This window comes from Ferriphaselus amnicola, assembly GCF_000974685.2.
Lineage (GTDB): Bacteria > Pseudomonadota > Gammaproteobacteria > Burkholderiales > Gallionellaceae > Ferriphaselus > Ferriphaselus amnicola.
The window spans coordinates 920331-935092 of sequence record NZ_AP018738.1; the positions used below are offsets into that span (position 1 = coordinate 920331).

Sequence of the window (14762 nt, forward strand, 5' to 3'; positions counted from 1 at the left end):
ACTATCCGAGCTGCGGACTTGCCGAAAAATCCCCCGACGTTTTCCGATTACTCCGTCCCCGTCTTTGTGGGAGAACTGGCCGAGCCGGATGTCAAATCCCACCCGCGCTCACGGCTGTTCAGAAGCAAAATCCGAGAAGGGGCGAAGCGCGGCCCTAACTTTGCCGGACACTACACCATCGTCGGTTGGGGCTGCGGGTCGAGTTGTGGCTCCCTAGCCATCGTTGATGCGACAACGGGGCAGGTCTTTCACCCAAAAAATCTGGACGCCATAGACAACATCAATGTTGATTACGATGCACTGGAGGGGAGCGATGAGTCGCTGATCAAATATCGTCCAGATAGCCGCTTATTGGTAATCATCGGCGGGATCAACGAAGACCCCAAGCTGCGAGGTATCTCATATTTTGTTTGGGAGCATGACAAGCTCAGACGTGTCCGTTTTGTTCATAAACCGTTTGAGGTCAAGTGAGTCGATGGCTAGCTTCCTTTTTGCGTCAGTGAGGTAAGAGTGATGATAGTTGATCGGTGGGTGTTGACAGTATTATGTGCACTGATGATCGGCGTGGTGCAGGCTGGCGACTTGTCCAAGGCCGATGAGGAAGAGTTGCAGCGGGCGAAGCAGTTGAATGCACAGGTCCTCGAACTGTACCAAAAGGGTGACTATCAAGGGGCGGCTACGCTGGCTGAGCAAACTCTGGAGATTCGAGAAAAGATCCTTGGCCCCCAACATGCTGCGACTGCTACCAGCCTGAACAATCTGGCGGCTGCGTACAAAGCACTCAAACAATACGATAAAGCGTTGCCACTGTACCTGCGTGCCTTGGAGATTCGTGAAAAAGTCCTTGGCTTCGAGCATACCGCTACGGCTCAGAGTCTAAGCAATTTAGCGGTGTTATATGAGGCCACCGGCCAGGACGAAAAATCGTTGCCGTTGAGGCAGCGTATTCTGGCGATTCGGGAAAAAACGCTAGGGGCAGAACATGGAGAGACGGCGGCCAGCCTGAATAACCTTGCGACTCTGTATGAAAAACTGGGGCAACGCGACCAAGCCATGCCCTTGTACCAGCGCGCAGCAGCCATCAAGGCCAAGGCGTCTGGAGCGGAGAGTGTCGAGACGGCCCAGCAGCTAAATATCCAAGCACTTACTTATAGGATCCAAGAGCAATACGACAAAGCTTTGCCTTTGCTGTTACGTGCCCTTCCTATCTACGAAAAGACGCTTGGGGCAGAGCATCCCGAGACCGTTGGATGTCTCGATGATTTGGCAGGTTTATACGTAAAACTGGTCGAGTATGAGAAAGCGCTGCCTTACTACCAACGCGCCTTGGCTATCCGTGAAAAGACACTGGGCCCAGAGCATTCCGAGTTGGCCGAGACTCTGAACGCGCTTGCCAAGCTGCATGAGGAAATGGGGCAGTACAGTGGCGCGGCTCCTTATTATCAGCGTGCCTTGGCTATCCGCGAAAAGACGCTGGGACGAGAGCATGCAGATACGCTGCTCAGCATGAATGATTTGGCAGGGTTGCACTACAAGTTCGGACAGTATGACCAAGCCTTGCAGCTTTACCAGAGGGTCTTGTCTGTGCGTGAAAAGACGCTAGGCCCGAATCACTCTCAAACTGCCGTCAGCCTCGAAGGGTTGGGGCTGGTATATGCGGATCTAAGTCAGTATGACAAAGCCCTGCCCTTGTATCAGCGAGCCTTGCAGATCCGGGAAAAAGCATTCGGCTTGGAGCATCCCACCGTCGCCTCTAGCCTGAACAATCTGGCAAGTTTGTATCGTTCACTTGGCCAGTATGAGAAAGCGCTGCCCTTATACCAGCAAGCCTTGGCTATCGACGAAAATGCGTTGGGCAAGGAGCACCCAGATACCGCAACCGACCTGAACAATCTTGCGGCTTTATTTGATGACCTGGGGCAGTACGACAAGGAGATTCCGCTGCTCCTGCGCGCGCTGGCGATTCGTGAAAAATCGCTCGGTGCAGAGCATCCATCCACAGCTACCAGCTTGGGCAACTTGGCAGGCTTGTACGAAACGCTTGAGCAGTATGACAAGGCACTCGCGCTTTATCAGCGTGCTCTGTCGATCCGAGAAAAGTCTCTGGGAGCCGAACACGCTGATACGGCTATCAGCCTGAGCAATCTTGCCATGGTGTACAGGCGACTCGGGCAGTTTGATCAATCTTTGCCTTTACTCCAGCGTGCCTTATCCATCCGAGAGAAAGTGTTTGGACAAGAGCACGAAGATACGGCCAATAGTTTGAGCTTTCTTGCCTTCTTGCATGGTATTCAGCGCCAGCCTGTCGAATCTCTGGCGTACTTCAGGCGAGGTGAACATGCGATCGGCCTAGTCATCGAGCGTGCCTTTTCGATCCTGACCGAGCAGGAAAAGTTGGCTCTCGTGCAGGGAAATGTGTGGAGTTACCACGGCATGCTGTCCCTGATCCACCGCCAGTTAGCCAGCGATCCAGCGGCCATTCGCGCTGGCCTCGATTTGGTGCTCTCTCGCAAAGGCATTGTGTTCGATGCGCAAGCGCGCCAGCAAGACGCCATCGCCCGCAGCCTCGACCCCGAGACCAAGAAGCTGTGGGATGCGCTGTCCAACCAGCGCAGCGAGTTAGCCAAACTGATGCAGAGCAAGCCTGAGACGCTGGGCAGCGAGGCGTATCAGAAGCGCATCGCTGACTATCAAGCGGCCATTACCCAACTGGAAAGCCAACTCGCCAGCAAGAGCGCCCTAGTGGCGCAAGAATTCAAACAGCGCACGGTCACCAGCCAAGAAGTTGCCAATACCTTGGGCAAGAGTGGCGTACTGGCCGAATTCGTCAAGATCCAAGACTACGACTGGGAACATGGCAAATGGTCTGACACCTGGCGCTACCTAGCCTTCATCCTGCACGGTGACGGGAAGATCCAGCTCGTCGATCTGGGCGAAGCCGGTGCCTTGGAATCGACCGTCCAAGCTGCGCTCAAGCCCATCGGCCTCGTCGGCAGTTCGAATGACCAACAACAAGACGCTACCCGCAGCCTGTATCAAACCCTGTGGCAACCCATCGCTGCAGCCGTGGGCGATGCCAACAAAGTCGTATTCAGCCCAGACGGCCTGCTGAACCTCGTCCCCTTTGCCGCGATGCAAGACGACAACGGCCACTACCTGATCGAAAGCCGTCAGATCAGCTACGTTACCTCTGGCCGAGATCTCACCAAAGGAGATTTAGGCATCAAACCGGAAACCGAACTCTATCTGGCGGCCAACCCGAAATTCGATCTTGCAGTCCAAGTAAGCCCGACACCTGCCAGCGAAGAGTTGACACGGGGCGCGGTACGCTCCGCCGGATTCGGCCTGCACTTCAGCCCCTTGCCCGGCACCGCGCAAGAAGCCGAGCAAGTCCCGAGCTACCTGACCGGCAAGCACACCGTCCTGACAGGGAAAGAGGCGACCGAAGACTCTGTGCTGAACATTCGTCGCCCTCGCGTCATGCACCTGTCCACCCACGGCTTCTTCCTCGCCGATCAAGCCTCCATCACACAAGGCACCCGAGGCGCATCACGCATCGACTCAGAGCAGCCCCAAACTCACCATTCCGATAGCGCTTCCGCCTTACCCGCAGGCTACGAGAATCCGCTGGTACGCTCCGGCCTCGCCTTTGCCGGAGCCAACCACGCCGGTGATGCCAAGGGCGGGCGCGACGGTTTGCTTACTGCTCTTGAGGTGTCCGGCATGGACTTACACGGCACCGACCTCGTCACTCTGTCTGCCTGCGAAACGGGTAGAGGCGAAGTTAAATCCGGTGAGGGCGTGTTCGGCCTGCGCCGCGCCTTTGCTCTGGCCGGAACGGCACACCTGATGATGAGCCTATGGCCGGTAAGCGACGACGTCACCGCTCAACAGATGCAGCGCTTCTACCAACTGTACGGTAAGAAAACCAACCCTGCTGCCGCGCTAAGACAAGCCCAGCTGGCCACCATCGCCGAGCTACGCAGCAAAAAAGGACAGGCCGAACCTGCCCTGTGGGCGCCGTTCATTGTGCAGGGGTGGTAGCTACCAACGTGTCGAGGGTGAGAAAACCGTTTTGAAGGAAATCACATTGAGTCCGCCAAGCAATAAAAGTACATCGTTGGAAACACCCCTCGGTAGATTGTCTTTTGGCATCAAGGCCGATGCAGGAGAGGTTGATAATTTCCGTGTTTCGATACGCCCTGTTGATCGCGAGATGCCGTTGGGAATGAGCGTCGATGGCTGTGCGGCGGTGTTGTTCGAAGGGTTGTCGTGTTCGGCGTTTGAAAATCTGGAATTTTACTGTCAGTGGGATGACTTGAAACAGCAGGGGATGGCGAACTCCGGGGAGTCATTAGAGGCATGGGAATGGGAGTCTAATGGCAAGCTGGTGATGATAGGTACGGAAGATTCGGATCGGCTTAACGAGCGCCTGAATTATCAAGGCCAATCTACCTGTGAAAATATTTCGGTTGCGATGGCGGACAACGCAATATCCGTTCGCCTCGAAAAATTTGCAGCCGGCAAAATGTTGTCGCTGCACTTTTTGGTGGCCTGGAACCCGTCACCTGAACCAAGCTCCTGTTCTTGTTGGTACGCCGTCGAAATGTCCCATCAGGAATTGATCGAGTCGTTAAATCCCACCGAAAAATCGTGGGACAGGTTCCCACACATAGCGAAAAAGATCGGTGCTGCACTTTACTATCGGGTGGGGCCGATACATGAACCTGAAGTCACCCCGAACTTCAGCTACGTTGAGTTCACAGGCCGATTCGATCATCAGGAGGGGGCAAAGCGCTACCTGCTGTGCTCCTATGACGGGTGTTGGGCAGTTTGCAGTCATGTGGAATCTGATGAGAGAGGTATCAAGCTCCAGTTCGTGGACTGCGCCGAGATCGCGGCGAAGTTGAAAGAATTTTATGGGATCAATGTGATGAGCAAAGCGGAACTGGAAGCGGAATTCCAGTTAACGCCGGATCTGCCCTATATGTGTGACAGTGATCTTAAATACTGGAAACCGCAGACGATGGGCTCGGCTTTGTTCAACTGGTGGGATTGACGAGCCATGACTATGCATGCACGGATAACAAGCGTCATTGTTCACCTGATCGGGCTGATCGTGTGGGGAGTCGGCTTTGCCACTCAAGCGCAAGATATTCAGAGTGGTTTGCCGTCGGGCAGCGAATTCCGCGACTGCGCTGATTGCCCGCAGATGGTGGTCGTTCCGGCGGGCAGTTTCCTAATGGGCTCGCCGTCCGATGAGGCGATGCGAGAAGAAAACGAAGGGCCGCAGCACCGCGTGACTATCGCCCGTCCGTTTGCCGTGGGCGTGTATGAGATCACCTTTGCTGAGTGGGATGCCTGCACGGCCGACGGCGGTTGCAACGGGCATCATCCGTTTGATTACGGATGGGGGCGGGGAAGCCAACCAGTGGTCGATGTCAGTTGGCAGGATGCGCAGGCTTACCTTACGTGGTTGAGTCGAAAAACCAGCCAGCACTATCGCTTACTCACGGAGGCTGAATGGGAATACGCCGCGCGTGCAGGCAGTTCCACTGGATATTATTGGGGAACAGGGGCTGGGCAGAATAATGCCAATTTCAAACACTGCGGCAGCGTATCGGATGGCAAGCAACCCGTGCCAGTCGGCAGCTTTGCGCCAAATGCTTTCGGCCTCTTTGATATGCTTGGCAATGTGTGGGAGTGGGTGGAGGATCGCTATCACGCCAATTATCACCGCGTGCCCAAGGATGGCCGAGCTTGGGCGGGCGGTGAAGCTATGCGCGTGGTACGCGGCGGTTCGTGGATGAACGAGGCCGATGAGTCACGCGCTGCTCGCCGCGATGCCAGTGCTGCAGATGGACGTGGGGAAAACAGCGGTTTTCGCGTGGCCAGAGAATTAAAGTAAGGGGAGCGATGGATGCGCTATTCAACTCGATTTTTGATTATGTTGTCCCTCACTTTGTTGCTGCCTGCCGCGGCAAATGCGCAGCACTACACCTACGAAGGCACCATCACTTTTCTAGAGTTGAGCGGCAAGGATTGCGGCGAGGTCAAGGAGGGCGATAGCCGTCCCTATACCTTGGCTGTCGGTGTGCAAGGCACGCATATCACGGGCTACAGTCTATTGCAGGGCGCTGACCCCGGTCGGTTTTCTGGTACAGGCACAGAGAATCTGAGCGTTGAATATCCTGACCCCTTGCAGTCCACAGGGCATGGCATCAGTTTGCTTGGACTAGCGAGCACTAGCCTTATAGGCGAGTTGCGAGAGAGAAGATTGCGATCTGATGAGGCGGGTTGCAATCTGTCACGCGGCCAGATATCGGCTCGGCAGAGGGCCACGAGCGCAGCGGCGGAAGTCCAATTACGGCAACTGGAGACGGACTTTAACAACGCACGCGAGGCTGATGTGGCGCAAAAACGCGCACCAGCAGCCTACGCCGAGATACAGCGCTTGCTGCCTCAAGCCAGTCAGGTCGCAGCGCAACAAGATAGCGATCCGCAGCAGGCACGGGCGCTGTTCGACCAGTTGCAGCCTTTGTTCGATCAGGTGTACGGCGCGCATAGCTTGCCGGCTTACACTAATCTGTCGGCGCGAGCCAAGTTCGCAGAACGCGGCGGCGACCTACATGGCGCTTTCGAGTTGCGCAAGCTGGCGCTACAGATCGCCAGCAAGTCATTGCCCGGGCAGCTCGCTCTCTCTAATTACAACCTAGCCGATGTTATGGAAAAACTGGGACGCAAAGAAGAGGCTGCGGTGTTCTTTATCGAGGCGGCTGCGGCTGACGAGAAGCAATATGGCGCGCAGCATCCCGAGGTGGCCAACGATCTACTGCGGGCCGCCGATGTGCAGGAGGCTTTGGGGCGGAACGAACTGGCGTTGCAGAAGTACGAACGGGTGCTGCGGATACGTCAACAGACCGCCGGGCCGGACTCCTCAGAGGCGGCTGCGGTTATGTGGAAGCTGGCGCAACTGCTGGGCAAGATGGAGCGGCAAGAGCAATCCTTGAATTGGTTCCGCCAAGAGTTGGCTATCACAGAAAAGCTGCGGGGCGATGGGCATGCGGATACGGCTTCCAGCCTAGAGGGAACGGCGGGTGCACTGAGCAAACTAGGGCGACACAGAGAGGCGTTGCCGCTGCTGGAGCGGGCGTTGGCGATACGTGAAAAGGTGTACGGCGAGGAATACGCCGATACGGCAAGCAGCCTGCGTAACCTTGGCTGGGGTTATCACAATGCTGGGCAGGATCAATTGGCATCGCAGTTCGCCCAGCGTGCGCTGGCGGTCGATGAGCGGGTATTGGGCATCGCGCACCGAAATACAGTGAACGATCTGAACGATCTGGCATTGATCTACAAATCCATGGGGCGTTTCGAGGAAGCTTTATCCGCCCAGCAACGTGCACTGGCGGGCTATGAAAAGGTATATGGCGCGGAACATCCGGATGTCGCGGTAGGGGCGACCAATCTGGCGGATATCTATCTGGTGACGGGGAAGTACGTCCAAGCTTTGCCCCTGTATCAGCGAGCACTGGCGATCAACGAGAAGGTGCTGGGGCCAGATCATGTCGGCACTGCCGTTACGCTGGGCAATCTCGCGCTCTACAACAAGACTGTCGGCGAGTATGAGCAGGCATTGGCGTTGTATCAGCGTGCGCTGGCCATCGATGAAAAGGCACTAGGAGCGGAACATCCAGCCACGGCTTCAGACATGAACAATCTGGCCAGCCTGTATGTGACGCTGGGGCGATATGCGGAGGCATCGGATCTGCATCAGCGTGCCTTGGTTGTGAGGGAGCGCGTGCTGGGAAGCGAACATCCGGAGACTCGGATCAGTCTGAACAACCTTGGCACCCTGCACGAGATGCTGGGTGAATACGATAAGTCCCTTGCCTACCATGCGCGGGCGTTGTCCATCGCAGAGCGGAGCCTGGGAAGGGATCACCCGGAGACGGCAGCCAGCCTGAATAATCTGGCGACGCTGTATGCGGAGATCGGCCAGTTCGATAAAGCCCTGTCGATGGCGCAACGGGTGGTGGATATCTACCAGAGGTCGTTGGGAGCGCAGCATGCGCTGACGGCGACCGCGCTGGGGAATCAGGGCGTCATCTACGAACGCAAGGGCGATTACCGACAGGCGCTGGAACTGGCACAACGCGCTCTGTCCATAAGTGAAAAAGCCTTGGGGGATGAACATGTCGATACCGCCGCCAGCCTGAACAATCTGGCCACGCTGTACTGGCGGCTGGGCGAGCATCAGCAGGCCGTAGCCAGTTACCAGCGCGCGCTCGCAATCAGCGAGAAAAAATATGGTGCCGAACACGCCGAGACCGCCGTGGTCATCAATAATCTGGCGATGGTGTATGGCGACATGGGGCGGCATGACGAAGCGCTACCCTTGCTGAACCGCGCCTTGCGCATCCGCGAGCACACGCTGGGCGACGGGCACAGATATACCGGCAATACGCTGGGCAATCTGGCTTTCAGCCAAGCGGCGCTGGGGCGCTATACGGATGCACTGGCCTCGTTCAGTCGGGGCAACGCTATCGCAGACAAGGTTATCGAACGGGTGTTCGCGGTCGCCAACGAGAAGGACAAGCTGGCCTATGTGCAGCAGCAGGAATGGGGTTATTTCGGCCAGTTGTCGCTGATCCACCAACATTTCACGCATGACCCGCAGGCTTTGCGGCAGGGGCTGGATCTGGTGCTCGCGCGCAAAGGTATCGTGTTCGATGCGCAGGCCCGACAGAACGAAGCGTTGGCGGGCAGTCTCGATCCCGCTGCGCGTGCGTTGTGGGACGAACTGGCCAGACAGCGCGCCATCCAGTCCAGGTTGTTGCAGAACAGGCCCGGTGAGCTCAGCGCGGAAGCCTATCAGCGCCAGCTGCGTGAGCTCGATGACAGGATAGACGGATTGGAGCGGCAGCTTGCCGGGAGGAGTGCGCTGGTCGCCGAGCAGCTGAAACAACGCGGCATCACCAGCGCGGTGCTGGCTGGGCACCTGCCTGCCGGGGCCGTGCTCGCCGAATTCATTCGCATCGATGATTTCGACTGGCAACAGGGAAAATGGGCGGGTACTCAGCACTATTTGGCCTTCCTGCTTCACCCCGATGGCCACATAGATCTAGCCGATTTGGGAGAGGCGAGTGCGTTGGAAAGCGATCTCCAGTATCAACTCAGACAGCTCGACCGCATCGGCCTCGACACCGATCTACAACTTGCTGCTACACGCAAGTTGTATCAGATGCTGTGGCAACCGCTGCGTAAATCCGTTGATGCCGCCGATACCGTCATCTTCAGTCCGGATGGCTTACTCAACCTCGTGCCGTTTGCCGCCATGCTGGGAGAGGATGAGCGCTTCCTCATCGAGCGTCGCAATGTTGTTTATGTCACCTCGGGGCGCGAACTCGCCAAAGGCGATACCGGTATCAAGCCAGATAGTCTGCTCTATCTCGCTGCTAATCCCGCATTCGACCTCGATTCGCGGCTTGTTCCGTCGGATAGTCACTCTGCCAACGTCACCCGCGCGGCGGGCTTCGATCTCCAGTTCGGCCCCTTACCCGGCACGCAGCAGGAAGCCGACTACATACCCAGCGTGATCCGGGGCAAGCAACGCATTGTTACAGGGAAGCAGGCGACCGAAGCCTCGGTCCTCGCTGCGGGTCACCCCAAAATCATGCACCTCGCCACCCACGGCTTCTTCCTCAGCGACCAGTCGCGGAGCGGCCCCGGCACACGCGGTGCGATGGCACTGCAGGACACGGCTCAGGCCACGGCCCGTACTTCCTCCGGTCATGAGAACCCGCTCGTACGTTCCGGCCTTGCCCTAGCGGGAGCGAACTATGCCGGTAAAGCCCAGGATGGGCTAGACGGCTTGTTGACCGCCCTCGAAGTCTCGGGCATGGACCTGCACGGCACCGATCTCGTCACTCTGTCTGCCTGCGAAACGGGTAGAGGCGAAGTTAAATCCGGTGAGGGCGTGTTCGGTCTGCGTCGAGCTTTTGCGCTGGCCGGCACCGCACACCTGATGATGAGCCTATGGCCGGTAAGCGACGACGTCACGGCGCAACAAATGCAGCGCTTCTATCAACTGTACGGCAAGAAAACCAACCCCGCCGCCGCGCTAAGACAAGCTCAACAGGCCACCATCGCCGAGCTACGCAGCAAAAAAGGACAGGCCGAACCTGCCCTGTGGGCGCCGTTCATTGTGCAGGGATGGTAGCCACTAACATTTTGATAGGTGAGGAACGATGAAGTCTAAATTTCGCGTAATTGCATTGAGCTTGATGGGGCTTATGGTTGTTGGCATGGGCTATTGCACTAGCAGCTTTATCGGTGCCGAGGCGCGGGTTAAGGCGATGTGTGAGCAAATCAAGCCCGGTATGCCGATTGCTGAGCTTCAAGCCTTTGGATTGGAGCACGGTTTAGGAGGGCTGCCGTTTCCTCAGTCAGGCATTAATTTTATGGTTGAGAAGAAAACTGCGGGGCGCTTCGGTTGCAAAGTTGTACTTGAGGCTGGGGTAGTAAAGGACGTTGCCTATCAATTTTCAGACTAAGCAGATGGGTTGACGATTCCGCCACCCCATCCGCACGCCTGATAAAAGAGGGGCTGAAAGCGTCTAAAGTGGACATTCTTTGTATGCAGTTGGCATCGCAGGCATTACAGCTCGTCGTTTGGAATAGTTCGCGTAGAGTGTTGGCTACACATAATTCAGTTCGGTAGTTTTGATAAGAGGAGTTCTATGATGAAAAGGTTAGCGCTAGGTATGTGTTTGTTCTCCATGCTGATCGGCACGGCTGCTGCGGCATCCGTGCGAGAGCAGGGCGGAAATGTTTTCTATGTCGGCGACGATGGGCGGTCGCTCCAGCTCACGAAAAGTAAGAATAATGGCGGTGCCGTATTGTCGCCGGACGGGCAGCGAGTGGCCTATCTGCATATCAGACCCAAGAATGAGCGAGATCACGAGGTATTCCGGGGTAAGGAGATCTGGGTGGTGGATGTGACGGGCAAGAACGCCAAGCGCTTGTTGAAGACGCGGATGGTAGATGAGGATGCCGAAGATGCCGCTGAAACTAGGCTGGCCCAGTTCAACTCACTGGCATTCTCTGCGGCGGGTGATCGACTGTATTTTCTCAGTGAGGGATGGGTGGAGCAGGATGCACTTCATGTTCTTAACTTAGCCACGGGAAAACAAAAATTTCTTACTGGTACAAACCAGTTCATTGTCATTCCTCGCGGGCGCTATGCCGAGCATCTTGTGATTGACGATAGGTGTCACGAAGATTCGGCTGGAAAATCTGGTTGCTCCTTTCTGATAACTCCCGAAGGCAAGGAGGTGATGTCAGTGGGCGAGGAGTGGGAGCAGGCGATGGCGTTTGTTAAGCGTCAAGAGGCTAAGAAGAAGTAATGAAGCTGAAATCAATTGGGGGCTCGTGCGGGATCACGATGAGCAATAAACGACCTCTGCCTCGCTATGTCTTTCGATACTTCTTCGATCCTGGCTCGGGCATTTGCCTGTGGTCAGACAATGATACGGCCAGAGAGAAATTTGATTATCCCGTGGAGCTGAGTGACCTTGGGCTGTCGGATGATCTTTTGCGCCAAGCCGTCGATCTCCTCGCGTGGTACGACACATCTATCGACTGGAGCTATCCTTCCAACCCATCGCCTTGGCCTGAGAGTGAGGTCATTCGGTTTCGTGACGCATCTCAAAATCTCCTTTCCGTGCTTCGCCTAGAGCTGGGCCCAGAATTTGAAATCCGTGATGAATCCTCGTTATCTTTGGCCAGAACGGCTCCGGAGGGAGCATGAAAACTCAGGTAGCGCAGGAAAGTGACGACGCCATATTCACACTCACGCTGCAAAACGACGCGACTGATCGCTTTTTTTGGCTTCAAGACAAAAGAAGCGGTACGGTCTATTTTGAAGCCGAAGGCCAATATGTTGGCGGTGACGCCATCGTCAAGGAATGCACGGTGATGCGCGATGGGTTGCACCTCGGACTTTCGTCGGGAGCAATCGTGAGTTTCTATTTTTGCAGCCTGTCACTTCGAGAATATCTTGGGGTCGTCAGCGCGTTGAAAAAGCTATATGCCGCCCGCCCGGTAGTTCTGGAAGTGTTTGATGCATAAAATTCCGCGTGGCCGCTTCAGTGGTCACCGAAGGCTCTTAGTGCCGTGCCCACATTGAGGTGATAAACATGAAGACTGATTTTGCAATCGCCATACAACCGTCGCAGCGGTCAATTTCCGTGGGGCTTAGTGCTACTGTTGTGCACGTGGTTTATCCGCAGATTTTGGTTGCGTAAAAAGGATTGAGTCGGCGCAGATCTATTCCTGAAAGGGTTCTTTTTGATCGGGAGCTGACTAGCTCAAGCTGTGAGCAGGTGAACAACAGGTATGTGAAAATGGCGATTCAGTGAGTGCAAATTAGGTACGGGAGATGAATATGAAAAACGGTTTTCTGATGCTGGTGATGGTTGGTATGTTGATGCCCGTCGGCGCTCAGGCCGAGGATTGGCTGGTTACACCTGAGGAGGCAAGAAAGGAAGCGGTCATGCAGGCGGATGGAGTGGTCTATCGAGGGCGTTCGGCCACGGTTCCCAATTCTCCGCAAATCAGTTTGGTGAAGCCGGGTAATAAGTTTGTCAAAGCTCCGTTCGATATTGTGGTGAGTTTTTCGGCCAGTGATGGAGCAAAGATCGATCCGGCAAGTTTTAAGGTGCTATATGGTTATTTCAAAATGGACATCACCCGTCGTGTGGCGCAGCAGGCAAGTGTCAGCGGGGAGGGGGTGGTAATTAGTCATGCCAATATTCCGAGTGGCAAGCATCAGTTGCTGTTGAATGTGACGGACAGCATGAATCGCACAGGGGAAGCCGAGATTCAAATTGAGGTGGAGTGATTTGGGGCTAGACTGATCGGGGGGCGATGTCTCTGCGCAGAATCAAAGTCGTAATGGCTTCACCGTCATGACGGCGGCCAAATCATCTTTCCACAGCGCTGGGTCTGCATCCACGAACAGCTCGATCTCGTTGCCGTCCGGATCGGCCAGATACAGAGACTGACTCACACCGTGGTCGCTCATGCCGATCAGCGCCACGCCGTGTTCCTCTAGCCGCAGCTTCCAAGCACGCAACTCATCCAGCGAATTCCCTACCTTCAGCGCCACGTGATATAGCCCGACCGCATTCGGCGCGGGGGAGGGCGCTTGCTCGCCCACTTGCAACAGGCCGATGTCGTGGTGATTCGTCCCAAAAGAAAAGAACGCCATCGAATCGCGGTAGCGCATCACCTCCTTGATACCTAGCACCTCGCGGTAGAACGCAGCGGTACGGTCAAGGCTGCGGACTTTTAGGACGATGTGGCCGATAGCTTGGATGGGCATGGTGGTTCTCCTACTTGGTAGGGTGGGCACACCGTGCCCACGCGGATGTGATTGCTCGATCAACGATGGTGGGCAGAGGGCTGCCCACCCTACAGGGCTTTGCAGTGGGTTGAACGGAAGTATTTTTCATCATAAATAAAGGGCAGCTTTCGCTGCCCCTCATTTCAATCATCAACCAAAGAACTCTTTCACTTTATCCATCCACGACTTCGCCCGTGGACTATGCCTAGCGTGGTCGCCGCTGCTGATGGCTTCGAACTCGCGTAGTAGTTCTTTTTGCCGCTCGGTCAGGTTGGCCGGCGTTTCTACCACGACATGGCAGTGCAGGTCGCCGAAGGCGTTGCTGCGCACGCCCTTGATGCCTTTGCCGCGCAGGCGGAATTGCTTGCCGCTTTGGGTTTCGGGCGGAACCTTGATGCGCGCAGTGCCGTCCAGCGTGGGGATGTCGATCTCGCCACCCAGTGCGGCGGTGGAAAAGCTGATCGGCATTTCGCAGTGCAGGTCGTTGTGGTCGCGTTGGAATACGGAGTGCGCTTTGAGGTGGATGACCACGTACAAGTCGCCCGCCGGGCCGCCATTCGTGCCATGTTCGCCTTCACCGGAGAGCCGGATGCGATCATCGTTGTCCACACCTGCGGGAATCTTCACCGACAGCGTCTTGTGCTGCTTGACGCGCCCTGCGCCGTGACAGGTGCCGCACGGTGAGGTGATCTGCTTGCCGCTGCCGTGGCAACGCGGACACGCTTGCTGAATCGAGAAGAAACCTTGCTGCATACGTACTTGGCCTTGGCCGTGACAGGTGCCGCAGGTAGTGGGGCTGGTGCCCGGTTTCGCGCCCGAGCCGTGACAGGTGTCGCACTCGGCCATCGTCGGGACGCGGATCTGCGTTTCGGTACCGCGCGCGGCTTGCTCTAGCGTGATCTCTAGGTTGTAGCGCAGGTCAGAACCGCGATGGACATTGCTGCGTCCGCCTGCTCCACCGCGCCCACCGCCAAAGATGTCGCCGAAGATGTCGGAGAAATCGAAACCTTGCGCACCTGCACCGCCCGCACCGAACGGACTGCCGCCGCCCATGCCACCGGCCTCGAACGCCGCATGGCCATACTGGTCGTAGGCCGCACGCTTTTGTCCGTCGGACAGCGTTTCGTAAGCCTCCTTAGCTTCCTTGAAGTGCTCCTCCGCCTTCGGATTGTCCGGGTTGCGGTCAGGGTGAAACTTCATGGCCAGCTTTCGATAAGCTTTCTTCAGCTCATCCTCTGAGGCATCACGGTTCACTCCTAGTACTTCGTAATAATCTTTTTTGGACATGTTCAGTTACCACTGAATAGTAGGATGGGTTCCGCATTGCGAAACCCATCGTATATTGCTATCGATG

Annotated in this window: 12 protein-coding genes; 10 read left to right on the forward strand and 2 right to left on the reverse strand. The window is 56.3% G+C overall.

Annotation, left to right across the window (positions count from 1 at the left end; genetic code table 11):
• The first annotated feature begins 18 nt into the window (after window positions 1-18).
• The 10 genes from OYT1_RS04390 to OYT1_RS04435 all read left to right on the forward strand — a co-directional run bounded on the left by OYT1_RS04390 (window position 19) and on the right by OYT1_RS04435 (window position 12904).
• Window positions 19-471, forward strand: a complete 453-nt coding sequence (locus tag OYT1_RS04390) for a hypothetical protein (RefSeq protein WP_145983670.1) — start codon at window positions 19-21, stop codon at window positions 469-471.
• Between the two features lie 42 nt (window positions 472-513).
• Window positions 514-4044 carry a CHAT domain-containing protein gene (locus OYT1_RS04395; RefSeq protein ID WP_062626935.1) on the forward strand — a complete coding sequence of 1177 codons (3531 nt, stop codon included), beginning with the start codon at window positions 514-516 and terminating at the stop codon, window positions 4042-4044.
• A 31-nt stretch (window positions 4045-4075) separates the two neighbouring features.
• Window positions 4076-5059 carry a hypothetical protein gene (locus OYT1_RS04400; protein WP_172588511.1) on the forward strand — a complete coding sequence of 328 codons (984 nt, stop codon included), beginning with the start codon at window positions 4076-4078 and terminating at the stop codon, window positions 5057-5059.
• 6 nt (window positions 5060-5065) lie between these two features.
• Complete coding sequence (locus tag OYT1_RS04405; RefSeq protein WP_197714105.1) at window positions 5066-5908, forward strand: formylglycine-generating enzyme family protein; 843 nt, start codon at window positions 5066-5068, stop codon at window positions 5906-5908.
• Between the two features lie 39 nt (window positions 5909-5947).
• Window positions 5948-10222: a CHAT domain-containing protein gene (locus tag OYT1_RS04410; RefSeq protein ID WP_062626938.1), complete on the forward strand. Its 4275-nt coding sequence runs from the start codon at window positions 5948-5950 to the stop codon at window positions 10220-10222.
• 28 nt (window positions 10223-10250) lie between these two features.
• Window positions 10251-10556 (forward strand): hypothetical protein, encoded by a 306-nt coding sequence (locus tag OYT1_RS04415; protein WP_062626939.1) that lies wholly within the window; start codon window positions 10251-10253, stop codon window positions 10554-10556.
• A gap of 186 nt (window positions 10557-10742) precedes the next feature.
• The gene (locus OYT1_RS04420) at window positions 10743-11408 is read left to right on the forward strand and encodes a TolB family protein (protein WP_119283474.1); all 666 of its coding nucleotides are present in this window, start codon (window positions 10743-10745) and stop codon (window positions 11406-11408) included.
• Window positions 11408-11812: a hypothetical protein gene (locus tag OYT1_RS04425; RefSeq protein WP_062626941.1), complete on the forward strand. Its 405-nt coding sequence runs from the start codon at window positions 11408-11410 to the stop codon at window positions 11810-11812. The genes OYT1_RS04420 and OYT1_RS04425 overlap by 1 nt, the downstream gene beginning before the upstream one ends.
• Window positions 11809-12132, forward strand: coding sequence for a hypothetical protein (locus tag OYT1_RS04430; protein WP_062626942.1), 324 nt, complete (start codon window positions 11809-11811; stop codon window positions 12130-12132). Before OYT1_RS04425 ends, OYT1_RS04430 begins: the two co-directional genes overlap by 4 nt.
• 316 nt (window positions 12133-12448) lie before the next feature.
• Entirely contained in the window at window positions 12449-12904 is a 456-nt protein-coding gene (locus OYT1_RS04435) for a hypothetical protein (RefSeq protein WP_062626943.1), read from the forward strand.
• A gap of 42 nt (window positions 12905-12946) precedes the next feature.
• On the opposite strand, the gene OYT1_RS04440 is transcribed toward OYT1_RS04435, so the two are convergent.
• Entirely contained in the window at window positions 12947-13387 is a 441-nt protein-coding gene (locus tag OYT1_RS04440) for a VOC family protein (RefSeq protein ID WP_062626944.1), read from the reverse strand.
• A 171-nt stretch (window positions 13388-13558) separates the two neighbouring features.
• Window positions 13559-14695 carry a molecular chaperone DnaJ gene (dnaJ, locus tag OYT1_RS04445; protein ID WP_062626945.1) on the reverse strand — a complete coding sequence of 379 codons (1137 nt, stop codon included), beginning with the start codon at window positions 14693-14695 and terminating at the stop codon, window positions 13559-13561.
• Window positions 14696-14762 lie beyond the last annotated feature (67 nt).